This window comes from Bacillus sp. M13(2017), from assembly GCF_002218325.1.
GTDB lineage: Bacteria > Bacillota > Bacilli > Bacillales > Bacillaceae_G > Bacillus_A > Bacillus_A thuringiensis_K.
On sequence record NZ_KZ268500.1, the window covers coordinates 533,261 to 557,967 of the forward strand.

Consider the following 24,707-nt stretch of genomic DNA (forward strand, 5'->3'; position numbering starts at 1 on the left):
TTGACTTTGGCTTTTTTCACGAATGAGAAGCGATGTGTGAGGATCTTAAGTTTTCGCTTTGCATACTGTAAGTGAGGAAACTTTGTTGCAAAGCACTTTCTTTCGGTGTTAAAATTACGTTTATGTGAAAGATTCGGGGGTTGTAAATTTATGAGTAAACGAGACTATTATGAGGTCCTTGGACTTAGCAAGGGCGCTTCAACAGATGAAATTAAAAAAGCGTATCGTCGTTTGGCTAAAAAATACCATCCAGACGTAAGTAAAGAAGAAAATGCAATTGAAAAGTTTAAAGAAGTACAAGAAGCATACGAAGTGTTAAGTGATGATCAAAAGCGTGCGCAGTACGATCAATTTGGTCATGCTGGTGCAAATCAAGGATTCGGTGGATTTGGCGGCGGAGGAGACTTCGGCGGTGGCTTCGGTTTTGAAGATATATTTAGTTCTTTCTTTGGCGGTGGCGGCGGCAGACGTCGTGATCCAAATGCTCCGCGCCAAGGTGCTGACTTACAATATCAAGTCACTTTAGATTTTGAAGAAGCTATTTTTGGTAAGGAATTAAATGTGGAAATTCCAGTAGAAGATCCATGTGATACTTGTAAAGGTAGTGGAGCAAAACCAGGAACTTCAAAAGAAACATGTAAACATTGTTCAGGTTCTGGTCAAGTGAGTGTTGAACAAAACACACCATTTGGTCGTATCGTAAACCGTCAAGCTTGTGGTCATTGTTCAGGAACTGGACAAATTATTAAAGAAAAATGTACGACATGTCACGGTTCAGGTAAAGTTCGTAAACGTAAAAAAATTAATGTTAAAATTCCAGCGGGTATTGATAATGGTCAACAAATTCGTGTGTCTGGAAAAGGTGAAGCCGGCGTAAATGGCGGACCAGCAGGAGACTTATATGTTGTCGTTCATGTAAGAAATCATGAATTCTTCGAGCGTGAAGGAGATCACATTATTTGCGAAATGCCATTAACATTTGCGCAAATGGCGCTTGGTGATGAAGTGGAAGTTCCTACTGTTCATGGTAAAGTGAAGCTGAAAATTCCAGCAGGAACACAAACTGGAACTGAATTCCGCTTAAAAGGAAAAGGTGCTCCGAACGTACGTGGATACGGCCAAGGAGATCAATATGTAGTCGTTCGTGTTGTTGTACCAACGAAATTGACTTCACAGCAAAAAGATTTATTACGTGAATTTGCAGGACAAGAAGAGCAGGATGATAGTTTATTCGGAAAGCTTAAACGTGCTTTCAAAGGGGAATAATGGAAATAAAAAATGGAGTTGGTAAATTGTGAAATGGTCAGAAATTAGTATTCATACAACAGAAGAAGCAGTAGAAGCTGTCTCTCATATTTTACACGAAGCTGGTGCTAGCGGAGTTGCGATTGAGGACCCAGCGGAGTTAACGAAAGAGCGCGAGCAACAATATGGTGAAATTTATGCATTGAATCCCGATGAATATCCAGCGGAAGGTGTATTAATAAAAGCATATTTCCCGCAAACCGATTCTTTACATGAAACGATTGCAGGTGTAAAATCATCTATTGATGTGCTTCCATCTTACGACATCGAAATTGGTACTGGAAATATTACCGTTAACGAAGTCAATGAAGAAGATTGGGCTACTGCTTGGAAAAAATATTACCATCCAGTACAAATTTCTGATACATTCACAATCGTACCGACTTGGGAAGAATATACACCATCTTCTCCTGATGAAAAAATCATTGAATTAGACCCGGGTATGGCGTTTGGTACAGGAACTCATCCAACAACAACGATGTGTATACGTGCTTTAGAAAAAACAGTACAGCCAGGTGACACTATTATTGATGTAGGAACAGGTTCTGGTGTACTTAGTATTGCAGCGGCAAAATTAGGTGCGTCTTCTGTTCAAGCATATGATTTAGATCCGGTTGCGGTTGAAAGTGCAGAAATGAATGTACGTTTAAATAAAACAGATGATATCGTGTCTGTTGGACAAAATAGTCTTTTAGAAGGTATTGAAGGTCCTGTTGATTTAATCGTAGCTAACTTATTAGCAGAAATCATTCTATTATTCCCTGAAGATGCAGCAAGAGTTGTGAAATCAGGTGGATTATTTATTACATCGGGCATTATTGCTACGAAGGAAAAAGTAATTTCTGAGGCGCTAGAAAAAGCTGGATTTACAATTGAAGAAGTGTTACGAATGGAAGATTGGGTAGCAATTATTGCACGAAATGCGTAATATAGATTTTAGTCTATAATGAAAAGGGGAGTCTCTCACTATAAGGTGAGGGACTTGCCGTTTGTTATATGAAAAATGATAACGTTTCGTTCTTTTCGTAAGTGTTGACTTACGAAAGGAACGAAACTCTACTAAGGTGATTATATGCAACGTTATTTTGTAGAAGAGAAATATGTAAATGAGACAAGTATTCGCATTGTAGGTGATGACGTACATCATATCGCAAGAGTGATGCGTATGTCAGCTGGAGATCATATTTATTGCTGTGTAAACGGAAAAACAGCAGTATGTTCAATTGATGAAATTACCAGTGAATTTATTAATACGACTATTGTAGAATGGGTAGAGGCGTCAAGTGAACTTCCTGTTTTCGTGACGATTGCAAGTGGACTGCCAAAAGGAGACAAGCTAGAGTTAATTTTTCAAAAAGGAACTGAGCTTGGGGCAGCTGCATTCTTACCATTTCAAGCATCTCGCTCTATCGTAAAATGGGATGCGAAAAAAGCTGATAAAAAAGTTGAGCGTTTAAGAAAAATTGTGAAAGAAGCTGCGGAACAATCACATAGAAGTGAAATTCCAGAAGTACATGCTCCGGCATCATTTAAGCAATTGCTTTCAATGAGTGGTGAGTATGATGTTTGTCTTGTTGCTTACGAAGAGGAAGCAAAACAAGGCGAGAAATCTAATTTTGCGAAAGCTTTAACGACAATGAAACCAGGTCAAAAGCTATTGATTGTATTTGGCCCAGAAGGCGGTTTAGCTGAGGAAGAGATTACAGCGCTTCGTGAACATAAATTTGTACCATGTAGTTTAGGACCAAGAATTTTAAGAACAGAAACGGCGCCATTATACGCGTTAAGTGCTGCTTCGTATCATTTTGAATTGATGGGGTGATGATCAATGTCAACTGTTGCGTTCCATACGTTAGGTTGTAAAGTAAACCACTATGAAACAGAAGCCATTTGGCAATTGTTTAAACAAGGTGGTTATGAAAGAACAGAATATGAAAAGAAAGCTGATGTATATGTTATTAACACATGTACAGTAACGGATACTGGGGACAAAAAAAGTCGTCAAGTAATTAGACGTGCTGTGCGTCAAAATCCAGATGCAGTTATTTGTGTAACGGGATGTTACGCACAAACATCTCCAGCGGAAATTATGGCAATCCCAGGTGTGGATATTGTAGTTGGTACACAGGATCGTGAAAAGATGTTAGGTTACATCGAAGAATTTCGTAAAGAGCGTCAACCAATTAATGCTGTCCGCAATATTATGAAAACACGCGTGTACGAAGAACTTGATGTACCTTATTTCACGGATCGTACACGTGCGTCTTTAAAAATACAAGAGGGTTGCAATAACTTCTGTACATTCTGTATCATTCCTTGGGCGCGTGGTTTAATGCGTTCTCGTGATGGAAAAGAAGTTATTAAACAAGCACAACAATTAGTGGATGCAGGCTATAAAGAAATCGTATTAACGGGTATTCATACAGGTGGATATGGCGAAGACATAAAAGATTATAACTTAGCTGGATTACTTCGTGATATGGAAGCGGAAGTAGGCGGATTAAAACGTCTTCGTATTTCTTCTATTGAAGCGAGTCAAATTTCAGATGAAGTAATTGAAGTGTTAGATAAATCTGAAGTAGTTGTACGCCACTTGCATATTCCGTTGCAATCTGGTTCTAATACTGTATTAAAACGTATGCGTCGTAAATATACGATGGAGTTCTTCCAAGAGCGTTTAGATCGTTTGAAAGAAGCGTTACCAGGCCTTGCGATTACATCTGATGTAATCGTTGGTTTCCCAGGTGAAACAGAAGAAGAATTCATGGAAACATACAATTTCATTAAAGAGAACCGCTTCTCTGAGTTACATGTGTTCCCTTACTCAAAACGTACAGGAACACCTGCAGCACGCATGGAAGATCAAGTTCCTGAAGATGTGAAGAACGATCGTGTTCATCGTTTAATTGAGCTATCTAATCAATTAGCGAAAGAGTACGCATCAGGGTTTGAAGGTGAAGTGCTTGAAATCATTCCGGAAGAGCAATTTAAAGAGGGCGACCGTGAAGGGTTATATGTAGGTTATACAGATAACTACTTGAAAATTGTATTTGAAGGATCAGAAAAATTAATTGGTAAGCTAGTGAAAGTGAAAATTACGAAAGCTGGTTATCCATATAACGAAGCGCAATTTGTTCGTGTTCTTGAAGATGATGTAAAAAAAGAATCAGCTAGTGCATAAAAAGAGCGTGCAACCGGAAACGGTTTGCATGCTTTCTTTATTTGAATCGGTTAAGTACTAGAGGGCGTGGAGGCGTTTCATGCATCCCTGTATGAAAAAAGATGAAATGATAAAAATATAGTTGTCTTCATCAGTGAAGGATACTAGCTATTTGCCATAACTTTTGAAAAGGAAATGCTTCTATTCTTCTTTTATTCTGCCAAATAGTTGACCTGAAGTGATAAAATGTATTATAATCGTAAAAGACATGCTGAAGAAGTGTTTCTTTTTGCATGCTGAAGTTAGTATGTAAGTGTGATGTTTCGGAGGGAGGGAAAGAGAATGTCAAAAACAGTCGTTCGTAAAAACGAGTCTTTGGAGGATGCACTTCGCCGTTTTAAAAGATCGGTTTCTAAAACTGGTACACTTGCTGAAGCAAGAAAGCGCGAGTTTTATGAAAAACCAAGTGTAAAACGTAAGAAGAAATCTGAAGCGGCAAGAAAGCGTAAATTCTAAGAGAGGGTGTAAGTTATGAGTCTTCTCGGTCGTTTAAACGATGATATGAAACAAGCGATGAAGAATAAACAAAAAGAAAAATTAACCGTTATTCGTATGGTTAAGGCTGCTTTACAAAATGAAGGTATTAAACTGCAACATACTCTTACTGAAGAAGAGGAAATAACAGTTTTAGCTCGTGAAGTAAAACAGTATAAGGACTCCCTCCTTGAATTTAAAAAAGCTGGTCGTGAAGACCTTGTTAATAAACTGCAAAGTGAAATTCAGATTTTAAGCGCATATTTGCCAGAGCAATTAACTGAAGAAGAACTAGTTGATGTAATCAAGCAAGTTATTTCTGAAGTTGGTGCGACTTCTAAAGCAGATATGGGTAAGGTGATGACTGCTGTTATGCCGAAAGTAAAAGGTAAAACAGACGGATCACTTGTGAATAAGCTGGTTATCCAGCTATTAGCATAAAAAAACGTCTCATTTCGTATGAGACGTTTTTTTATTGTTCTTATTAAGGAGAAACGCTATATTGCTTAAAAAGCGTTTCTGTAAGTGATAGAAACCCCTCTAGTTAAAGTTTCAATTTATTATTTCCTTGTATAATTCTGATTCTACACCTGTTCTTACTTCCTTGACTAAAACTTCTTTCGCAAATAAAAGCTAAGTACCGAGCCTTCTGAAACTCAGATTGAAGTTTTATAGCGTGCTCTTCAGCATAATCCTCGAAGGTAACAAAAGAGATTCTAACTATATTAGATTTTGCATCAGTTGCATAAAATGGCCGGATATGACTGTCGATAACTTGTTTTATAGCATTCAAAATTTCTTGACCAAAGCCAATTTACTTTCGTATTTCCTCATTTATTAATTCATCTTTTAATGAACCCTAATATTTTTTGAAATTCATATAACAACCATCTATAAAATATTCTTACTTACAACGTAACATTCAGAGCGGGGAAATTTTCTTTTTTGAATTTTATCCCGCATTAACAGGCAACCCGATTGGTGAGGGTTGATTAAAGTTTCACTTTATCTCATTTGTCCAATAAATGACAACTACTTATTCTATGGTCAGTATGTCACGTCCAGAACGAATTGTAACAGGTTTTTTCAAGTTTCCAACTTCTCGCTAGGCTCAATTTCTTAATGTAACTTGTACTGATATCCTGTAGGGGCGCATATTCTTGTATTAATACTTCTATTATTAAAGGTAATATCCTCTGATCCATCATTGTCCTGACAAATATGATTTCATATAGCGACTGTTTTAATTAACATGATATGAACTCTTACAGAATATAGTTATGTTAGTGAAGTCGTTATAACACGATAGGCACTTGTGAAGAAATACATATATATATGGGATGAGGAGGGGGTCTTTCGAGATGAAGAAATTAGAACAAATGAAAAATTGGTTAACAAAACAAGTAGATCTACCAGTGGATGTATTAATGGATCTGCCTCGGATTACTCTTGTTGGGCAAATACATATTTATATAGAAAATCATCGGGGGTTATTAGTGTTTTCAGATAAAGAAGTGCGATTACTTTTAAAAAATGGTCAATTATTAATTAAAGGACAATCCTTTGTTATTAAAACGATTCTTCCAGAAGAGCTTTTACTCGAAGGTATAATTGAGCAAGTAACATTTTTAGAAAATGAAAAAAAAGGTGATTGAAGTGAAACTTCCATTTGTGAAGTTTTTCTTCTTTATCCTGTAAAAGTTCCGTTGATAGAGACTGATTACAGTTTTACTCTGTTTCATTTTAGTACGAGCTATTTTAATGCTTCAAATAAAAAGTCGTATACCTACTTTTAGAAAGGTAGTGAAGGTGGTAAATGAAAAATAAATGGTTTATAAAGTGGCTTGGGTATGTAAAAGTGCGAATTGAAGGTAGAGGGGCAGAACGGTTTGTTAATGAATGTGTACGGAGGAATTTATTAGTTTGGGATGTTAAGAAGATAGCTGATGAAACGTTAGTTTTTTGTATATTGTTACGCGATGTGAAAAAAATAAAACCAATTTATAGAAAAAATGAATGTAAATTATATTTTATTGGACGTTATGGTTTTCCTTTTTGGAATAAGCGTTTAATTAAAAATAGTGGATTTTTAATTGGGTTTTTAATTTTCTTTTTTGGTGTGATTGCAATGTCAAATATGGTTTGGAAAATTGAAATTACAGGAGCAAAACCTGAAACAGAATATATATTAATGAAAGAATTGGATAAAATGGGTATTAAAAAAGGGAAACTACAGTTTCAAATGCCGAATGTAGAGGATGTACAACGCCATTTGACAGATAATATTAATGCCATTACTTGGGCGGGACTAGAAGTAAGAGGAACGACGTATCATTTTAAAATTGTTGAAAAAAACGAACCGAAAAAAGAAAAGGAACAAAGGCCACAAAATTTAGTAGCAAAAAAAGAAGCGATTATTACAAAAACGTTTGTAGAAGTTGGAAAACCGGTTGTACTGAAAAATGATCATGTGGAAAAAGGGCAGATTCTCGTATCTGGAATATATGGTAATGAGGAAAGCCCGACAATTGTTTCAGCGAAAGGTATTGTGTATGGCGAAACGTGGTATACCTCTAAAGTGAATGTCCCGTTAAAGACGCAATTTCAAGTGTATACTGGTAATGTATACAATGAACATTTTCTTAAATTTGGGGATACGAAAATAAAAATATGGGGATTTCAACATGATAAGTATAAACGCTCTCGTACTGAAAGTGTAAAGCACGATGTGAAATTATTTGGTTTTACACTGCCGATTGCATATGAAAAAGATGTTGTGAGAGAAGAGGAAGAAGCGAATCGAGAATATACAGAAAAGCAAGCGTTAAAAGTAGCGAAAGAGATGGCCGAAAAAGAACTAAAGAAAAAATTGGATGAACATGCTATGATTGTAAGTGATAAGATTTTGAGTAAAGAGGTTGAGGCGGATCAACTAAAGGTCACATTGCATTATACTGTAGTTGAAAATATTGCAGAGCCACAACCAATATCTGAATCCGATATTCAAGGAGACTGAGTAATGGCAGAACAATTAGTAGAAATGAACCAACAATTGGAAAATACTAACGAAGCAATCGCTCTTTTTGGAGTCAATGATGCGCATTTAAAAGTAATTGAACGAGAACTCAATGTATCGATCGTAACTAGAGGAGAAACTGTTCATGTATCTGGGGCAGTTGAAACGGTAACACTCGTAGAAAAAATCTTACAGCAATTACTTGTTGTAATTCGTAAAAGTATATCAATTTCGGAGAGAGATGTTGCGTATGCAATTCAGCTCGCACAACAAGGGAAAATTGCTCAATTTGAAGAGTTATATGAAGAAGAAATTTTCAAGACTGCAAAAGGTAAATCCATTCGTGTAAAAACAATGGGGCAAAGACGATATATTCATGCGATGAAGAAGAATGATATTGTCTTTGGAATAGGGCCAGCAGGAACTGGAAAAACATACTTAGCTGTAGTAATGGCTGTGAGGGCTTTAAAACAAGGATATGTAAAGAAAATTATTTTAACAAGACCTGCTGTAGAAGCTGGAGAAAACTTAGGTTTTTTACCAGGGGATCTGAAAGAGAAGGTTGATCCATACTTACGTCCATTATATGATGCCTTACATGATATTCTTGGACAAGAATATACGCAGCGTATGATGGAGCGAGGAGTAATTGAAATCGCGCCACTTGCTTATATGAGGGGACGTACGCTTGATGATTCATTTGTTATTTTAGATGAGGCTCAAAATACAACGGGTGCTCAAATAAAAATGTTTTTAACGAGATTAGGTTTTAGTTCTAAAATGGTTATTACAGGGGATCCTTCACAAGTAGACTTGCCAAAAGGGGTAAAATCAGGGCTATCTATAGCCTCTAATATTTTATCTGGTGTATCAGGTCTGTCATTTATTACATTAGAACAAACAGACGTTGTGAGACATCCATTGGTGCAACGTATTATTGAGGCATATGATAAAATGGAATGATCCTATTTGTCAGGATCATTTCTTTTTGTATGATAAGGTTGGCGAACGTCATATTTTTTACTATCATGAAAGATAAGGAAAATAAACTATAGGTACTGGTGTATAAAATGTTGCCTCAAAGTATCGTTGGGTAGAAGAAATGAAAGCTATAAATAGTTTCACTTTATTTCTGGAGAGGAGAAGTATTGAAATCATGTCAAGATCTCAAGAAATTTCTAAGTGGTTTCGTAATTTACAACATTCGAAAAAACTAAGTTGGATTTCTTACGTTGTATTAGGAGCAGTGCTGTTTTTTGCGCTTATGAATAATGTAAAACCAGAGCAATTAGATGTTAACATGTATTCTATTGCGAAAAAGACAATCCATTCTCCTATAAAAATTGAAGATAAAGTTACAACGGATAAAAAGAAAAAAGAAGCCGCTACAAAAGTTGAAGATCAATATACATATAAAAGTGAGTATAAACAAAATAAAGTTGATATTGTGAATGACGTCTTCGCTAAAGTGGATGAAGTGGTGCAAGAGATTAAAGCTGTTGGACCGGATGATCAAAAAAAGATTACTGATGCTGAGAAAGTGGATAAGTTAAAAAAGAAACTACCTGCTGACTTAACGAAAGAATTATCTGATTCAAACTTACTAAATTTGATTAATGCAGATTCGGGCCAATTAGTATTAGCGAAAGATGCTGCGGTCACAGCGATTAATAGTATCATGACTGAGCATATTAAAATGGACGAATTGAAAGATGCGAAAGAACGATATGTAAGTGAGATGAATAGTGTTAATGTTGATAATGGTTTAAAAGAGTCAATTAAGGCGCTAGGAAGATATGCAATTTCAGCGAACTATTTTTATGACCCGATCTTAACGAAAGAGAAGAGAAAAGCAGAGGAAGATTTAGTTCCACCTGTTTATATTCTTCAAGGACAAGTTCTTGTTAGAGAAGGTGAAACAATTTCAAGTGATGTGTATAATCAGTTGAAATTAGTTGGTTTGTTAGAAAAAGGGAATGGCTTTCAACCTTATGTTGGATTAGCGGTACTCATTAGTGTGTTACTATACTTTATGCATAAACAATTTGAATTGTTTTTAAAGAGAAAAAGAGAAGATAGACCGTATGTTTTAGCGTATATTACAATTTTGTCTATCACAATCGTCTTAATGAAAATCATTAGTTTGTTTCAAAAACTTGAATACGCAGGGATTGCATATGTTGTCCCAGTTGCGATGGGAACATTACTTGTAAAACTAATGATTGGTGATCGATTTGTCTTTTTAACGAGTATGATTTTTTCTGTATGCGGAAGTATTATGTTTAATGAAGGAGTAACGAGTACGTTAAATTATAGTGTAGGGATTTACGTATTGTTAAGTTCATTATCGGTTAGTATTTTCTTGCGAGAAAAAAATCGTCGTACAATGATCTTACAAGCTGGTATACTCGTTTCTGTATTAAATGTAGTCGTATTGGCGGCGCTCTTATTATTACGTAATGGGAATTTTTCGCCTCTTGAAATTGGTACGCAATTATTAATGGCTTCACTTTCAGGGATTATATCGTCCGTTTTGGCTATGGGGATTTTACCATATTTAGAAAGTGGACTTGGAATCGTATCAAGTATGAAGCTTATGGAACTATCAAGTCCAAATCATCCGCTTTTACGTAGAATTTTGTTAGAAGCGCCAGGGACATATCATCATAGTGTAATGGTAGCGAATCTTTCTGAGGCTGCGTGTGAAGCAGTCGGGGCAAATGGTGTATTAGCACGTGTAGGTGCATATTATCATGATGTAGGAAAAACAGTACAACCGCAATTCTTTATTGAAAACCAAATGGGAATTGAAAACCCGCATGATAAATTAGATCCTGTAACGAGTAAAGATATTATAATTGCTCACGTAACGGATGGAGTAAGAATGCTCGAAGAATATCATATTCCACAAGAAATTATTGATATCGCTGGGCAACATCACGGTACAACGTTACTGAAATATTTTTATTATAAAGCAATTAAAGAAGATAAAGAAAAATATACAGAAGAGATGTTCCGTTATCCAGGTTCAAAAGCAACTTCGAAAGAATCGGCAATTGTTGGTATTGCTGATAGTGTAGAAGCTGCGGTACGTTCTATGAATCACCCAACGCCAGAACAAATTAATAATTTAGTGCAAAGTATTATTAAAGATCGATTGCAAGACGGTCAATTTAGTGAATGTGATTTGACGTTTAAAGAACTACAAATCGTTGGGAAAACGTTGTGTGAAACGTTAAATGGTATTTTCCATTCGCGTATTACATATCCGGAACTTCCGGAAGAAAAGGAGAAAGAATGAGTTTGTTAATTGATTTTATTGATGAAACAGAAGAAGTAAAAGAAGCGTATATGAGTTTAATTCGTGAAGTGTTAGAAAAAGCAGCTCAAATGGAAAATATCGAGGATGGCGTGGAGGTATCGGTAACATTTGTAGATAATGAGCGCATTAGAGAAATTAATCGTGATTACCGAGATAAAGATCAACCTACAGATGTAATATCTTTTGCCATGGAAGAGATGGGAGAAGGAGAAATGGAGATCGTTGGTGCAGAGATGCCGCGCATGTTAGGTGATCTTATTATCTCTATTCCAAGGGCGAAAGAGCAAGCTGAAGAGTACGGACATTCTTTCGATCGTGAACTTGGATTTTTGGCGTTACATGGCTTTTTACATTTACTTGGTTATGATCACATGACGGAAGAAGATGAAAAAGAAATGTTCGGAAGACAAAAAGAAATTTTAGAAGCTTTTGGATTAGGAAGATGAAAAAAGGAAAACTTATAGATAGTTTTGGATATGCTATAGCTGGTATATTCTTTTGTTTTCGTCATGAACGAAATATGAAAATCCATTATTTAGCCGCAGTCATTGTTATATGCTGCGGCTTTTATTTCCATATTACGAAAATAGAGTGGATGATATTACTTATTGTAATAGGGATTGTAATGAGTTTAGAGATGGTAAATACGGCTGTGGAAAAAACGGTAGATTTAGCGACTGCCGATATTCATCCGTTTGCAAAAATTGCAAAGGATGTTGCGGCAGGAGCGGTTTTATTATTTACAATTATAGCTGTTATAATTGGTGCTATTATCTTTTTACCGTATATGGTATAGTTGCATTCCGAAGCTTTTATTAAGCTTTGGAAGTGCCGTAAGGGCCTTTAATGAGAGAGTGTATCTCTTCATAGCTGTGAACAGGAAGGATGCGGGAATATGAATAGTAAACAATTAATTCTAGAAGCAATCGAAGCGCGTAAACAAGCGTACGTACCATATTCTAAATTTCAAGTAGGTGCAGCATTATTAACGCGCGGTGGAAAAGTATATCGTGGGTGTAATGTTGAGAATGCATCATATGGCTTATGTAATTGTGCTGAAAGAACAGCTTTATTTAAGGCGGTTTCTGAAGGAGATAAAGAATTTGTAGCCATTGCGGTTGTAGCAGATACAAAGCGCCCAGTACCTCCTTGTGGAGCATGTCGACAAGTTATGGTAGAATTATGTAAACAGGATACGAAAGTATACTTATCAAATTTACATGGTGACGTTCAAGAGACGACAGTCGGAGAATTGTTACCAGGAGCATTTTTAGCGGAGGATTTACATGAATAGAAAAGGTTATAAATCAGGTTTTGTCTCTATTATTGGCAGACCGAATGTTGGAAAATCTACATTTTTAAATCGTATTATCGGCCAGAAAATTGCTATTATGAGTGATAAGCCACAAACGACTCGTAATAAAATTCAAGGTGTATATACAGAAAATGATGCACAAGTTATTTTCATTGATACACCAGGAATACATAAACCTAAACATAAACTAGGCGACTTCATGGTGAAGATGGCGCAAACGACATTAAAAGAAGTTGATATCGTTCTGTTTATGGTTAATGCTGTCGAAGGCTTTGGTCGTGGTGAGGAATTCATCATTGAGAAATTAAAAGAAACGAAACAACCAGTATTTTTAGTAATTAATAAAATTGACCAACTTCATCCAGAGCAATTACTAGAGTTAATTGATCAATATCGTAAACTACATGAGTTTGCAGAGATTGTACCAATTTCTGCGTTAGACGGTAATAATGTGGACGCTTTAATTGGAACAATTAAAAAGTATTTACCAGAAGGACCACAATACTATCCAGATAATCAAGTAACGGATCATCCGGAGAGATTTATTATTGCAGAGCTTATTCGTGAGAAAGTACTACATTTAACACGTGAAGAAGTACCGCATTCTGTGGCTGTTGTTATCGATGCGATTCAAAAGCGTGAGGGTGGGGCAGTTTATATAAATGCAACGATTGTTGTTGAACGTGCATCACAAAAAGGAATCATCATCGGAAAACAAGGAAAAATGTTAAAAGAAGTTGGTAAACGAGCTCGTTTTGATATTGAAGCGCTACTTGGTTCTAAAGTATTTTTAGAAGTATGGGTAAAAGTGCAAAAAGATTGGCGTAATAAAATGTCTCAGCTTCGTGACCTAGGTTTCCGCGAGGATGAGTACTAAAATAGAGTCAAGCTGTAATCAGTGGATGGTTGGTTCATCCGCTGATTATTGGTTTTTATGAACTTTGATAAATTAGGAAAAATTTTTCTCACATGAAAATGGACAAAATGGGTCAATTTAATAACAACAAAGGAAATTGGTTTATAGGCTACGCTTATTGAGAAAGGTGGATTCTTATGCTAGATTTTACCTGGAAGTTTTTCTCCAAAACAGGAAGCATTGAAACGTACTTGCTTTTGAAAGAAATGGAAAAAGACGTAAACGATGAGATGGATCAACATGAAGAGGAGCTAGCGCATCTAGACTCTCCAATTTCTTGACCCGTTTTGTTCAAACCTTGGATGGTGACGAACATGTTTCAAAAAGTTGAGGGCATCGTTATCCGTACGACAGATTACGGAGAAACGAACAAGATTGTTACAATATTCTCAAGAGAACTTGGTAAGGTAAGTGCAATGGCACGAGGAGCAAAAAAACCGAAAAGCCGATTAGCATCTGTGTCGCAATTAATGACACATGGCCATTTTCTTATTCAAATGGGATCTGGGCTTGGAACATTGCAACAAGGCGAGATTATTTCAACTATGAAAGAAATTCGCGAGGATATATTTTTAACTGCTTATGCATCATTTATTGTTGAGTTAACTGATAAAGCAACAGAAGATAAAAAACATAATCCGTACTTATTTGAAATGTTATATCAAACGTTGCATTATATGTGTGAGGGTGTTGATTCAGAAGTATTATCATTAATTTATCAAACGAAAATGCTTCCAGTATTAGGGATGCGCCCGTACTTTGATACTTGTGCGATTTGTCATCAAGAAACAGACTTTGTCGCCTTCTCCGTCAGGGAAGGCGGTTTTCTGTGCTCACGTCATGCAGAGCAAGACCCATATCGTATACCGGTAGGAGAAGCTGTTCATAAATTATTACGTCTTTTCTTCCATTTCGATTTACATAGGCTCGGAAATGTATCGGTAAAGGATAGCACAAAAAAACAAATGCGTTTAGTATTGAATACATATTATGATGAATATTGCGGAATTTATTTGAAATCAAGACGTTTTTTAGAACAACTTGATAAGTTTCAAATATAATTTTGGACCGTATACGGTCCTTTTTACATACTTTCTTTTTCGAATAGCATATTTAGTATATAATATTTAAGAGATAGTATAACTTTTTTCGTTGTGCATTAAAGGTGGTGATTATCATAGAGCTGAATAAACGGCAAGAACATATCATTCAGATTGTAAAAGATCACGGTCCTATTACAGGGGAATCAATTGCAGCACAATTGGGTCTAACACGTGCGACGCTAAGACCAGACTTAGCAATTTTAACGATGGCTGGTTATTTAGAAGCACGTCCACGCGTAGGTTATTTTTATACGGGTAAAACTGGGGGGCAGCTATTATCTGAAGCTGTTAAGAAAATTAAAGTACAAGATTATCAATCTAGACCGGTTGTAATTGATAAAAATGTTTCCGTATACGATGCAATTTGTACGATGTTTTTAGAGGACGTTGGTACATTGTTCGTTGTAGATCAGATGACTCTATTAGTTGGTGTTGTGTCTCGTAAAGATTTATTAAGAGCGAGCTTAGGAAAGCAGGATTTAACCTCTCTTCCGGTTAATATTATCATGACAAGGATGCCAAACATTGCGATGTGTCGTAGAGAGGATTCTTTATATGATATTGCGATGGAATTAATAGAAAGACAGATTGATGCAATGCCAGTTGTAAAAGATACGAAACAAGGTTTAGAAGTGATTGGGCGAATTACAAAAACAAATATTACACGTGCGTTTGTAAATTTAGTAAATAACGAATAAGTGTAATTTGTTTAAAGTGAGGTAATGTAATGGATAATAAAATCGTATATGTCGTATCTGACTCTGTAGGGGAAACGGCTGATTTGGTTGTTCGAGCAGCAATGGGGCAATTCCCGTTTGCTCCTGATATTAGACGTGTACCGTATGTAGAAGATACAGGGACATTAAAAGAAGTGATTTCGATTGCTAAGAGTAATCAAGCACTTATATGTTTTACGTTAGTTAAGCCTGATATGCGCCAGTATTTAGTAACAGAGGCTGCAAAAGAAGGGGTAGAGGCATACGATATTATTGGCCCTCTTATTGATCAAATTGAAGAAATTACGGGGCAAGTGCCGAGATATGAGCCAGGTGTTGTCCGTAGGTTAGATGAAGAATACTTTAAAAAGATTGAAGCGATTGAGTTTGCTGTGAAATATGATGACGGCAGAGATGCACGAGGTATTTTAAAAGCAGATATCGTGTTGATCGGTGTTTCGCGTACATCAAAAACACCACTTTCCCAATATTTAGCTCATAACAAACGCTTGAAAGTTGCGAATGTACCACTCGTGCCAGAAGTTGACCCACCTGAAGAACTATATCAAGTGGCAAAAGAAAAATGTTTCGGTTTGAAAATTACGCCAGATAAGTTAAATCATATTCGAAAAGAGCGATTAAAATCACTTGGATTAAGTGACGGAGCAACATATGCAAATATTAATCGTATTCAAGAAGAAATTGATCACTTTGAGGAAGTAATTAGTAAAATAAATTGCCAAGTAATCGATGTATCGAATAAAGCGATTGAAGAAACAGCAAATATTATTGTGAATGCAGTGCAAAACCAAAAAATGTTTTAGCACATTTACCAAAGGTGAATGTGCTTTTTTCGCTCGTGTGAAATATGACACCTATGGATTTTGTAATAGATTGTATTGTAATGGTTATACTTATACTCCTTTGTCTTTTAGTATATTCAAGGTGTGAGTTTGTCATCCTGAAATGTAAGATGAAAAAATAAAGGGATATGTAGCGTAGTTGAAGAAAATATATTATAATAAAAAATTGTGATAAAAACCTATATTTTACGTTTAGACTTTAATTTTTCAGAATAAACTAGGGATAGGATTTACGAAAAAGACATGTAATTACGTTAAATCGACAAAATCTATACAAGAAAACGCACATTATGGAAGGATTCACAGAAGGGATGTAGAATACAGAAATATGCAAAACATCAACAACATATCAGTTGGTGTATATGTATGTCCCGTGAAGGCTGAAGTTGTGCAAGTTGGAGCGGAATTTCATGTCGGAATTTTGTTTGTCGCATCATATGCTCATCCTTTTGGAAAATAGCAAGGCAATTGGATCTTTGTAGATACTGAACAAAATGTAGTTGATTGTTATATGGATCAACATGGAAAAGTTACAGATCTCAAGGTCAAACAGTATATGTGGCTTGCTACTGTTCTTGTAAAAAGGTCTATATGTATTGTTTCTAAGAGATACATTTGTAACAGATGAGCAAATGTATACAATTTTATATAGCAAGTATGTATATGCGATTTATGCATATAAAGGACCTATAGGAAGGTTCAAAATCGTTTATACAATGTAATCGGCAACATTTTCTAACAAGTTTAGAAAAATATTGTCGAATTATAAAGGAATTTTTTAATTTATATCGAATACAAAATACGACACGGAGATGGAGTTATGGGGAACAGAATTCCCGAAGAAGTTGTTGAACAAATTCGGACATCATCCGATATTGTAGAAGTCATTGGTGAATACGTTCAACTTAGAAAACAGGGGCGTAACTATTTCGGCCTTTGTCCATTTCATGGTGAGAACTCTCCTTCATTCTCTGTTTCATCCGATAAGCAAATTTTTCATTGCTTCGGATGTGGAGAAGGTGGAAATGTATTTTCCTTTCTAATGAAAATGGAAGGACTGGCTTTTACCGAGGCTGTTCAAAAGCTAGGCGAAAGAAATGGAATTGCGGTTGCAGAGTACACATCAGGGCAAGGACAACAAGAAGACATATCTGATGACACTGTCATCATGCAGCAAGCTCATGAATTGTTGAAAAAGTATTATCATCATTTATTAGTAAATACGGAAGAGGGAAATGAAGCACTTTCATATTTATTAAACCGTGGTATTACGAAAGAAATGATTGAGAAGTTTGAAATTGGTTATGCATCACCTGCTTGGGACGCAGCGACGAAAATTTTACAAAAAAGAGGTTTATCGCTGTCTAGTATGGAACAAGCTGGCCTTCTAATAAGAAGTGAGAAGGATGGTAGTCATTACGATCGCTTCCGCGGAAGAGTTATGTTCCCGATCTATACGTTACAAGGTAAGGTAATAGCATTTAGTGGAAGGGCGTTAGGAGATGACACTCCGAAATATTTAAATAGCCCTGAAACGCCGATTTTTCACAAAAGTAAATTGTTGTATAACTTTCACCAAGCAAGACCGTTTATTAGAAAGCGTGGGCAAGTGGTTCTTTTTGAAGGATATGCCGATGTGCTAGCTGCGGTAAAAAGTGGTGTGGAAGAAGCTGTTGCGACAATGGGAACAGCTTTAACTGAAGAACAAGCAAAACTTCTGCGACGTAACGTTGAAACTGTTGTTCTTTGCTATGATGGTGATAAAGCAGGGCGAGAAGCGACGATAAAAGCAGGGCAATTATTGCTAAAAGTTGGTTGCCAAGTGAAAGTCACATCCTTGCCAGATAAGCTTGATCCTGATGAATATGTGCAACAATATGGCACTACTGCTTTTGAAAATCTTGTGAAATCAAGTGTGAGTTTTGTTGGTTTTAAAATAAATTATTTGCGTTTAGGGAAAAATTTGCAAGATGAGTCTGGCAAAGAAGAATATGTGAAAAGTGTTTTAAAAGAGTTATCGTTGTTACAAGATGCGATGCAGGCAGAGTCATATTTGAAGTCATTATCGCAAGAATTTTCGTATTCAATGGAAACACTTTTGAACCAATTGCACCAATATCGCAAAGAACAAAAGGTACAGCAAAAACAAATAAAGCAGGTTGCTAAACCGTCTCAAGTCGTTCAAACAAAACCTAAGTTAACAGGTTTTGAAAGAGCGGAAAGAGAAATTATTTACCATATGTTGCAAAGTGCAGAAGTAGCTGTTCGTATGGAATCCCATATAGAAGATTTTCATACAGAAGAACATAAAGGGATTTTATATGAACTATACGCATATTATGAAAAGGGAAATGAACCTTCAGTTGGAACATTTTTAAGTTGGCTCTCTGATGAAAAGTTGAAAAATATTATCACTGATATTTCGACGGATGAATTTATTAATCCAGAATACACTGAAGAAGTGTTGCAAGGCCATTTGGAGACGCTTAGACGGCATCAGGAAAAACTTGAAAAGATGGAGATCATCTTTAAAGTGAAACAAATGGAAAAAACAGATCCTGTAGAGGCTGCTAAATATTATGTAGCATATTTACAAAATCAAAAAGCGAGAAAATAGCTTTTTTGATAAATTTTTAGTATAATGAATGTTTGTATCTCGCGTAAGGAGGGGAACAGATGGCTGACAAACCAGCTCGTTCTAAACAAATTGAAACTGAAATGACCCTTGAGCAAGTGAAAGAACAACTCACTGAGCTCGGAAAAAAACGTGGCGTTCTTACATATGAAGAGATTGCAGAACGCATGAATGGATTTGAAATTGAATCCGATCAAATGGATGAATACTATGAATATTTAGGTGAACAAGGCATTGACTTAGTTGGTGATAATGACAACGAAGAAGGCCCTAATAATCGCCAAATTTCAAAAACAGAAGAAGAGTTTGACCTCAATGATTTAAGTGTACCACCTGGGGTTAAAATCAACGATCCTGTTCGTATGTATTTAAAAGAAATTGGTCGTGTAGACTTACTATCTGCAGAAGAAGAAATTCGACTTGCAACGCGTATTGAAGAAGGCGATGAAGAAGCGAAACGTCGTCTTGCAGAAGCAAATTTACGTCTTGTAGTAAGTATTGCAAAGCGCTATGTAGGCCGTGGTATGCTTTTCTTAGACTTAATTCAAGAAGGTAATATGGGTCTAATTAAAGCTGTTGAAAAGTTCGATTATCGTAAAGGTTTCAAATTTAGTACGTATGCAACTTGGTGGATTCGCCAAGCTATTACACGTGCCATTGCAGACCAAGCGCGAACAATTCGTATTCCAGTTCATATGGTTGAAACGATTAATAAGTTAATTCGTGTACAACGTCAATTATTACAAGATTTAGGTCGCGAACCGTCTCCTGAAGAGATTGGTGAGGAAATGGATCTTGCTCCAGAAAAAGTACGTGAAATCTTAAAAATTGCACAGGAGCCAGTTTCTCTTGAAACACCAATTGGTGAAGAAGATGACTCCCATTTAGGTGACTTTATTGAAGACCAAGAAGCAACATCGCCTGCGGACCATGCAGCCTATGAATTGCTAAAAGAACAATTAGAAGATGTGTTAGATACGCTAACAGATCGTGAAGAAAATGTTCTACGTCTTCGTTTCGGTTTAGATGATGGACGAACTCGTACGCTTGAAGAAGTTGGGAAAGTATTCGGCGTAACGAGAGAGCGTATCCGTCAAATTGAAGCAAAAGCACTTCGCAAATTAAGACATCCAAGCCGTAGTAAGCGTCTTAAGGATTTCTTAGAATAGGTTATTTTTTAAGTTTACTTCACCTTTGTGAAGTAAACTTTTTTATTTTGTTAATTTTTGTTAAAATTTAGCTGTGGGCAACGATTACAATTTCTTGTAATTTATTTTACAGAATTGTCTTTTGATTTGCAAATGCTCATTTTTCGATTTTTCGATTAATTTTGTTTATTATATACAAAAATATATGTAGAAAAGCGAAAAATATGATGAGAAACGTTAATAATTATCGAAATAATAAGCGATATGACAATAAAAAACAATAAACTGAATTTATGGAATATTTTTAACAAGTAGTAGTTTGCTCTTTTCTGATAGAGCGTTTTCAAGTACAATATAAATGACTGAATCATCTAACTATTTAGGGGTATAGAGGGGGGAGAAGAGATATGAAACGTAATCCGCTGATTCCGTTCGCTCTTATTGCAGCATTGGGTATTATCATTATGTTTGTATTTTCATTTCAGGGGCTAAATAAATCTAAAGAGTTAGCTGATGCAAAAAATGGCGGGAAGCCAGCACAAACAGCATCAAAACCAGAGGATATTGTGAAGCAAAGCTGTACGAGCTGCCATGGTGATCAGTTACAAGGGGCAGTTGGACCTAACTTACAAAAAATTGGTGGGAAACTTTCAAAGGATGAAATTAAAGAAATTCTTTCGAAAGGAAAAGGCAATATGCCTGCCAATATAGTTCCAGCTGATCAAGCTGCTAAAGTAGCTGATTGGTTATCGAAGAAAAAATAAAGTTCCGTATGACAAGCCTTTTGCTTATGCAAAGGGCTTGTTTTTCTATATTTTCTAAAATACGATGAATGATAGAGTGGTGAATTGTTGTTATGGGCTTGCAACAACTACTATAAATTCATTATCATGGAGACAGACTGACAAGAGAAGGAGTAATGGAAATACATGAATGAAGTAAAGCTTTCAAAACGATTAGAAGAAGTTGTGCGTGAAATACCAGTAGGATCTACAGTTGCTGATATTGGATCGGATCATGCGTATTTACCGTGTTATACAATTATAAATAATATTGCTACAAAAGCAGTTGCAGGAGAAGTTGTAGATGGACCATTCCGCTCTGCACAAGCAACTGTAGCTGAAAGTGGCTTACAAGATAAGATAGATGTGCGTAAAGGGAATGGATTAGCTGTTATCGCGCCAGGAGAAGTAGATGTAATTACGGTTGCTGGGATGGGTGGAGCGTTAATTCGTGATATTTTAGAAAGTGGTAAAGAAAAATTAAAAGGTGTAACGCGTTTAATTTTACAGCCGAATATTGCAGCGCATCACATTCGTGAATGGTTTATTGAGAATGGATGGGAGCTTATCCATGAAAAAATCGTAAAAGAAGATGGAAAAATTTATGAAATTCTAGTAGGGGAGCGGGGAAACATCGCGTTGCCTTATTCTGAAAATAAACAAGCTGAATTGTTTATGGGACCATTTTTAATAAAAGAAAAAAGTGAAGCTTTTGTTGAAAAATGGGAAGGAGAATTAAAAAACTTCCAAAATATTTTAAAACAGTTAGAACGTGCGACTGATTCTGAAGAAACAAAAGCGAAACGTGAAGAAGTAGAAGCGAAAATGAAAATGATAGGGGAGATTTTATCATGAGTAAAATTCCGAATGGTCATGAAATAATTTCTTTATTTGAAAGTATGTATCCAAAGCATTTAGCGATGGAAGGTGATAAGATTGGTTTGCAGATTGGAGCGCTTAATCAACCTGTGCAGCACGTATTGATTGCTTTAGATGTAACAGAGGAAGTTGTGGAAGAAGCGATTCAATTAGGGGCAAATGTCATTATTGCTCATCACCCTTTAATTTTTAACCCGTTAAAAGCGATTCATACAGATAAGGCGTATGGGAAAATTATTGAAAAGTGTATTAAAAATGATATTGCAATCTATGCAGCGCATACAAATGTGGATGTTGCTAAGGGCGGGGTAAATGATTTACTTGCTGAGGCGTTAGGATTGCAAAATACAGAAGTTTTGGCACCAACATATGCAGAAGAAATGAAAAAAGTTGTTGTGTTTGTGCCAGTCACTCATGCAGAAGAAGTAAGGAAAGCATTAGGAGACGCAGGTGCTGGTCATATCGGCAATTATAGCCACTGTACGTTTAGTAGCGAGGGTACAGGCACATTTGTACCTCAAGAGGGGACAAATCCTTATATCGGGGAAACTGGACAGTTAGAACGTGTAGAAGAAGTGCGAATCGAAACGATTATTCCAGCTTCATTACAGCGAAAAGTGATTAAAGCAATGGTAACGGCGCACCCTTATGAAGAAGTAGCATACGATGTGTATCCGCTTGATAATAAAGGTGAAACGTTAGGCTTAGGAAAAATAGGATATTTACAAGAAGAAATGACGCTTGGTCAATTTGCAGAACATGTGAAACAATCATTAGATGTTAAGGGTGCAAGAGTTGTCGGTAAGTTAGATGATAAAGTGCGTAAAGTAGCTGTACTTGGTGGAGATGGTAATAAATATATAAACCAAGCGAAATTTAAAGGAGCAGATGTATATGTAACTGGTGACATGTACTATCATGTTGCTCATGATGCGATGATGCTTGGTTTAAATATAGTTGACCCAGGACATAATGTTGAAAAAGTAATGAAGCAAGGTGTACAAAAGCAACTGCAAGAAAAAGTAGATGCAAAGAAATTCAATGTTCAAATTCATGCTTCGCAGTTACATACAGATCCATTCACATTTGTATAAGAAAAATAAAAACCGTTGCTCCATTAGGGCAACGGTTTTTATTATTGTTCTTTTTTCACCTTTACGCGAGGTAATATCTTTTGTAACGGTACTTTTCGAACTCTTTCCCATGTAGCGGGATTCATTGGATTATATTGCTCTAAGAACGCGATAACTTCTTTTGTAATCGGCGTTGGTGTAGAAGCACCTGCTGTGACAGCTACGTTTTCTACACCTTGTAGCCACTCTAATTGAATTTCGCTTACATCAGCAACTCGATATGCTTTTGTACCCGCGATTTCTTGTGATACTTGTGCTAGGCGATTTGAATTGTTACTTTTCGGATCACCAACAACAATTGTTAAGTCTGCAACATCAGCTTGTTTAGCGACAGCTTCTTGGCGAACTTGAGTTGCTAAACAAATTTCTTTATGGAATTCTGCTGTTGGGAATTTTTTTTGAATGTCCTCCATTAAATGTTGAACATCCCATTGACTCATCGTTGTTTGATTCGTTACTAAAATTTTATCTGTTGGGATTTCTAATGTTTTTAAATCATCGGCTCTTTCGATAAGGTGAACGATGTCAGGTGCAATACCAACTGCGCCTTCTGGCTCAGGATGATTTTTTTTACCGATATAAATGACATGATATCCTTCCGCTTTTTTAGCTTCGATAAGATCATGCGTTTTGGTAACATCTGGGCAAGTGGCATCGATTGTTGTTAAACCTTTTTCTTTTGCACGTTGTTTAACTTCTGGAGAAACACCGTGTGCTGTGAAAATAACAGTACCAGAATCAATTTTATCTAAAATTTCTAAGCGACTTGGACCGTCTAATGTGATGATTCCATCTTCTTCAAAAGCGTCTGTAACATGTTTATTGTGAACAATCATACCTAAAATATAAATGGGTCTCGGCAATGATTTATCTAATGCGGCGTTACGTGCAATTACCATTGCATCGACAACACCGTAGCAATAACCACGAGGGGAAATTTTAACAATTTTCATATGAGTAATCCTCTCCTTCTAAACAAGGGATACTTTTGTGCATAGTCTTTTACATTATAAAGGAGGAGTGGATAGAAAACAAAGGATTGTTACACATATAGTTTTGGTTTTGTTGCTGTTTGTTGAACTGGTTCTTTCGGTAACTCTTTTTGTATTACAGGTTCAATCACTATTTTCTTTCGTTTTCGTTTCTTTTTTTGAGGTGCAGGAGGCGGACTTTCTACCTCAACTGGCTCTGTTACATTTTCTGTTTGATTTTCTTCCGTGCTTTTTCCAGAGGTGAGGATTTTAACAATGCTTGGTAGACTACGCATAATAGGACCGTACTGTTCGACAACAGGACCTACAGATTGAACGACTTGGGATACTTTTTCGATGTTATTTATCATATTAGTTGGATTCGAAATTAAGTTCGAAAAAAAACTGCCGATGCCACTGCTTGCTGTTGCCGCAGCTGTAGTTGCGCCGCCGCGCGTTTCATTTGATTCATACATTTGAGGCGGTATCATTTGCTCAGGGTGTTGCTGCATGTATGGTTGATATTGTGGATGTTGCTGCGGATATTGTTGGTGGTATTGCTGCTGATATTGCTGTTGATATTGCGGCGGCGACGGTGGTTGCTGATGCATCATCGGTTGCCCTTCCATTTGTCGGTAAGGTGGAACCATTTGCATAAAAGGCTCGGTTGGATCGTGTTTTTTAAAAAGCTTGGCAAGAAAACCTTTCTTTTTTTGTGCCATTGGTGGTAGTTGTGGAATTGGATATGGTGTATAAGGTTGCTGCCCTGGATTCGGATACATTTGCCTTGTAGGGGATTTCGGAAACATGTGAGAAATCCTCCTTTCTTCAGTTAGGTATATACACATACAATATGCAATAAAAGGGAAGAAGGTTAGTTTTTGAAGTGAAAACCTAAACTAAAGATGG

At 36.4% G+C, this 24,707-nt stretch carries 25 protein-coding genes; 23 read left to right on the forward strand and 2 right to left on the reverse strand.

Going from position 1 to position 24,707, the window contains the following annotated elements; genetic code table 11:
- Positions 1-150 precede the first annotated feature (150 nt).
- The 23 genes from dnaJ (at position 151) to CGQ22_RS03170 (ending at position 22,788) form a co-directional block, all read left to right on the forward strand.
- On the forward strand, positions 151-1,266 hold the full coding sequence (dnaJ, locus tag CGQ22_RS03040; protein ID WP_000043947.1) for a chaperone protein DnaJ: 1,116 nt from the start codon (positions 151-153) through the stop codon (positions 1,264-1,266).
- 28 nt (positions 1,267-1,294) lie between these two features.
- Positions 1,295-2,233, forward strand: a complete 939-nt coding sequence (gene prmA, locus CGQ22_RS03045) for a 50S ribosomal protein L11 methyltransferase (protein ID WP_000872104.1) — start codon at positions 1,295-1,297, stop codon at positions 2,231-2,233.
- Between the two features lie 144 nt (positions 2,234-2,377).
- The gene (locus CGQ22_RS03050; protein ID WP_001190164.1) at positions 2,378-3,127 is read left to right on the forward strand and encodes a 16S rRNA (uracil(1498)-N(3))-methyltransferase; all 750 of its coding nucleotides are present in this window, start codon (positions 2,378-2,380) and stop codon (positions 3,125-3,127) included.
- Positions 3,128-3,133: 6 nt separating this feature from the next.
- A complete protein-coding gene (mtaB, locus tag CGQ22_RS03055) occupies positions 3,134-4,486 on the forward strand; it encodes a tRNA (N(6)-L-threonylcarbamoyladenosine(37)-C(2))-methylthiotransferase MtaB (RefSeq protein WP_089148280.1) in 1,353 nt (450 codons plus the stop codon).
- Positions 4,487-4,807: 321 nt separating this feature from the next.
- Positions 4,808-4,981 (forward strand): 30S ribosomal protein S21, encoded by a 174-nt coding sequence (rpsU, locus tag CGQ22_RS03065; protein ID WP_000048061.1) that lies wholly within the window; start codon positions 4,808-4,810, stop codon positions 4,979-4,981.
- Between the two features lie 15 nt (positions 4,982-4,996).
- Entirely contained in the window at positions 4,997-5,440 is a 444-nt protein-coding gene (locus CGQ22_RS03070; RefSeq protein WP_000054562.1) for a GatB/YqeY domain-containing protein, read from the forward strand.
- 920 nt (positions 5,441-6,360) lie between these two features.
- Positions 6,361-6,654: a sporulation protein YqfC gene (gene yqfC / locus CGQ22_RS03080; RefSeq protein WP_089148281.1), complete on the forward strand. Its 294-nt coding sequence runs from the start codon at positions 6,361-6,363 to the stop codon at positions 6,652-6,654.
- Between the two features lie 161 nt (positions 6,655-6,815).
- Positions 6,816-8,015 (forward strand): sporulation protein YqfD, encoded by a 1,200-nt coding sequence (gene yqfD / locus CGQ22_RS03085; RefSeq protein WP_000792494.1) that lies wholly within the window; start codon positions 6,816-6,818, stop codon positions 8,013-8,015.
- 3 nt (positions 8,016-8,018) lie between these two features.
- Entirely contained in the window at positions 8,019-8,978 is a 960-nt protein-coding gene (locus CGQ22_RS03090; protein ID WP_000840521.1) for a PhoH family protein, read from the forward strand.
- Positions 8,979-9,171: 193 nt separating this feature from the next.
- The gene (locus tag CGQ22_RS03095) at positions 9,172-11,316 is read left to right on the forward strand and encodes an HD family phosphohydrolase (RefSeq protein ID WP_000091508.1); all 2,145 of its coding nucleotides are present in this window, start codon (positions 9,172-9,174) and stop codon (positions 11,314-11,316) included.
- A complete protein-coding gene (gene ybeY / locus CGQ22_RS03100; protein ID WP_000054682.1) occupies positions 11,313-11,783 on the forward strand; it encodes an rRNA maturation RNase YbeY in 471 nt (156 codons plus the stop codon). The genes CGQ22_RS03095 and ybeY overlap by 4 nt, the downstream gene beginning before the upstream one ends.
- A complete protein-coding gene (locus CGQ22_RS03105) occupies positions 11,780-12,133 on the forward strand; it encodes a diacylglycerol kinase family protein (protein WP_000715462.1) in 354 nt (117 codons plus the stop codon). The genes ybeY and CGQ22_RS03105 overlap by 4 nt, the downstream gene beginning before the upstream one ends.
- 99 nt (positions 12,134-12,232) lie before the next feature.
- Positions 12,233-12,631: a cytidine deaminase gene (locus CGQ22_RS03110; RefSeq protein ID WP_001086285.1), complete on the forward strand. Its 399-nt coding sequence runs from the start codon at positions 12,233-12,235 to the stop codon at positions 12,629-12,631.
- Positions 12,624-13,529 (forward strand): GTPase Era, encoded by a 906-nt coding sequence (gene era, locus CGQ22_RS03115; RefSeq protein WP_001080229.1) that lies wholly within the window; start codon positions 12,624-12,626, stop codon positions 13,527-13,529. The genes CGQ22_RS03110 and era overlap by 8 nt, the downstream gene beginning before the upstream one ends.
- Positions 13,530-13,705: 176 nt before the next feature.
- Positions 13,706-13,849, forward strand: coding sequence for a YqzL family protein (locus CGQ22_RS03120; RefSeq protein ID WP_000883924.1), 144 nt, complete (start codon positions 13,706-13,708; stop codon positions 13,847-13,849).
- A gap of 33 nt (positions 13,850-13,882) precedes the next feature.
- Entirely contained in the window at positions 13,883-14,629 is a 747-nt protein-coding gene (gene recO / locus CGQ22_RS03125) for a DNA repair protein RecO (protein ID WP_000487011.1), read from the forward strand.
- Positions 14,630-14,736: 107 nt separating this feature from the next.
- Positions 14,737-15,369: a transcriptional regulator CcpN gene (ccpN, locus tag CGQ22_RS03130; RefSeq protein WP_000583756.1), complete on the forward strand. Its 633-nt coding sequence runs from the start codon at positions 14,737-14,739 to the stop codon at positions 15,367-15,369.
- 29 nt (positions 15,370-15,398) lie between these two features.
- Entirely contained in the window at positions 15,399-16,211 is an 813-nt protein-coding gene (locus tag CGQ22_RS03135; protein ID WP_000368944.1) for a pyruvate, water dikinase regulatory protein, read from the forward strand.
- Between the two features lie 859 nt (positions 16,212-17,070).
- Complete coding sequence (gene dnaG / locus CGQ22_RS03150) at positions 17,071-18,867, forward strand: DNA primase (protein ID WP_000528220.1); 1,797 nt, start codon at positions 17,071-17,073, stop codon at positions 18,865-18,867.
- A 59-nt stretch (positions 18,868-18,926) separates the two neighbouring features.
- On the forward strand, positions 18,927-20,054 hold the full coding sequence (gene rpoD / locus CGQ22_RS03155; RefSeq protein ID WP_000764065.1) for an RNA polymerase sigma factor RpoD: 1,128 nt from the start codon (positions 18,927-18,929) through the stop codon (positions 20,052-20,054).
- Positions 20,055-20,440: 386 nt separating this feature from the next.
- Positions 20,441-20,797 (forward strand): cytochrome c550, encoded by a 357-nt coding sequence (gene cccA / locus CGQ22_RS03160; protein WP_089148282.1) that lies wholly within the window; start codon positions 20,441-20,443, stop codon positions 20,795-20,797.
- 165 nt (positions 20,798-20,962) lie between these two features.
- The gene (locus CGQ22_RS03165) at positions 20,963-21,670 is read left to right on the forward strand and encodes a tRNA (adenine(22)-N(1))-methyltransferase (RefSeq protein WP_001006535.1); all 708 of its coding nucleotides are present in this window, start codon (positions 20,963-20,965) and stop codon (positions 21,668-21,670) included.
- Entirely contained in the window at positions 21,667-22,788 is a 1,122-nt protein-coding gene (locus CGQ22_RS03170; RefSeq protein WP_000036253.1) for a Nif3-like dinuclear metal center hexameric protein, read from the forward strand. The genes CGQ22_RS03165 and CGQ22_RS03170 overlap by 4 nt, the downstream gene beginning before the upstream one ends.
- 41 nt (positions 22,789-22,829) lie before the next feature.
- Here the strand turns inward: CGQ22_RS03170 and CGQ22_RS03175 are convergent, their stop codons facing one another.
- Both CGQ22_RS03175 and vrrA read right to left on the reverse strand, forming a co-directional pair.
- Positions 22,830-23,780 carry a 4-hydroxy-3-methylbut-2-enyl diphosphate reductase gene (locus tag CGQ22_RS03175; protein WP_000706662.1) on the reverse strand — a complete coding sequence of 317 codons (951 nt, stop codon included), beginning with the start codon at positions 23,778-23,780 and terminating at the stop codon, positions 22,830-22,832.
- An 89-nt stretch (positions 23,781-23,869) separates the two neighbouring features.
- A complete protein-coding gene (gene vrrA / locus CGQ22_RS03180) occupies positions 23,870-24,607 on the reverse strand; it encodes a VrrA/YqfQ family protein (protein ID WP_000484171.1) in 738 nt (245 codons plus the stop codon).
- Positions 24,608-24,707 lie beyond the last annotated feature (100 nt).

Excerpts from the sequence above, each read along its gene's own strand:
- cccA (WP_089148282.1), top strand. The coding sequence starts at position 20,441 with ATGAAACGTAATCCGCTGATTCCGTTCGCTCTTATTGCAGCATTGGGT.
- vrrA (WP_000484171.1), bottom strand. The coding sequence starts at position 24,607 with ATGTTTCCGAAATCCCCTACAAGGCAAATGTATCCGAATCCAGGGCAG.
- CGQ22_RS03110 (WP_001086285.1), top strand. The coding sequence starts at position 12,233 with ATGAATAGTAAACAATTAATTCTAGAAGCAATCGAAGCGCGTAAACAA.
- mtaB (WP_089148280.1), top strand. The coding sequence starts at position 3,134 with ATGTCAACTGTTGCGTTCCATACGTTAGGTTGTAAAGTAAACCACTAT.
- yqfC (WP_089148281.1), top strand. The coding sequence starts at position 6,361 with ATGAAGAAATTAGAACAAATGAAAAATTGGTTAACAAAACAAGTAGAT.
- CGQ22_RS03165 (WP_001006535.1), top strand. The coding sequence starts at position 20,963 with ATGAATGAAGTAAAGCTTTCAAAACGATTAGAAGAAGTTGTGCGTGAA.
- recO (WP_000487011.1), top strand. The coding sequence starts at position 13,883 with ATGTTTCAAAAAGTTGAGGGCATCGTTATCCGTACGACAGATTACGGA.
- dnaJ (WP_000043947.1), top strand. The coding sequence starts at position 151 with ATGAGTAAACGAGACTATTATGAGGTCCTTGGACTTAGCAAGGGCGCT.
- CGQ22_RS03105 (WP_000715462.1), top strand. The coding sequence starts at position 11,780 with ATGAAAAAAGGAAAACTTATAGATAGTTTTGGATATGCTATAGCTGGT.
- CGQ22_RS03050 (WP_001190164.1), top strand. The coding sequence starts at position 2,378 with ATGCAACGTTATTTTGTAGAAGAGAAATATGTAAATGAGACAAGTATT.
- CGQ22_RS03170 (WP_000036253.1), top strand. The coding sequence starts at position 21,667 with ATGAGTAAAATTCCGAATGGTCATGAAATAATTTCTTTATTTGAAAGT.
- CGQ22_RS03090 (WP_000840521.1), top strand. The coding sequence starts at position 8,019 with ATGGCAGAACAATTAGTAGAAATGAACCAACAATTGGAAAATACTAAC.
- era (WP_001080229.1), top strand. The coding sequence starts at position 12,624 with ATGAATAGAAAAGGTTATAAATCAGGTTTTGTCTCTATTATTGGCAGA.
- yqfD (WP_000792494.1), top strand. The coding sequence starts at position 6,816 with ATGAAAAATAAATGGTTTATAAAGTGGCTTGGGTATGTAAAAGTGCGA.
- ybeY (WP_000054682.1), top strand. The coding sequence starts at position 11,313 with ATGAGTTTGTTAATTGATTTTATTGATGAAACAGAAGAAGTAAAAGAA.
- dnaG (WP_000528220.1), top strand. The coding sequence starts at position 17,071 with ATGGGGAACAGAATTCCCGAAGAAGTTGTTGAACAAATTCGGACATCA.
- CGQ22_RS03070 (WP_000054562.1), top strand. The coding sequence starts at position 4,997 with ATGAGTCTTCTCGGTCGTTTAAACGATGATATGAAACAAGCGATGAAG.
- rpoD (WP_000764065.1), top strand. The coding sequence starts at position 18,927 with ATGGCTGACAAACCAGCTCGTTCTAAACAAATTGAAACTGAAATGACC.
- CGQ22_RS03175 (WP_000706662.1), bottom strand. The coding sequence starts at position 23,780 with ATGAAAATTGTTAAAATTTCCCCTCGTGGTTATTGCTACGGTGTTGTC.
- CGQ22_RS03120 (WP_000883924.1), top strand. The coding sequence starts at position 13,706 with ATGCTAGATTTTACCTGGAAGTTTTTCTCCAAAACAGGAAGCATTGAA.
- CGQ22_RS03135 (WP_000368944.1), top strand. The coding sequence starts at position 15,399 with ATGGATAATAAAATCGTATATGTCGTATCTGACTCTGTAGGGGAAACG.
- rpsU (WP_000048061.1), top strand. The coding sequence starts at position 4,808 with ATGTCAAAAACAGTCGTTCGTAAAAACGAGTCTTTGGAGGATGCACTT.
- CGQ22_RS03095 (WP_000091508.1), top strand. The coding sequence starts at position 9,172 with ATGTCAAGATCTCAAGAAATTTCTAAGTGGTTTCGTAATTTACAACAT.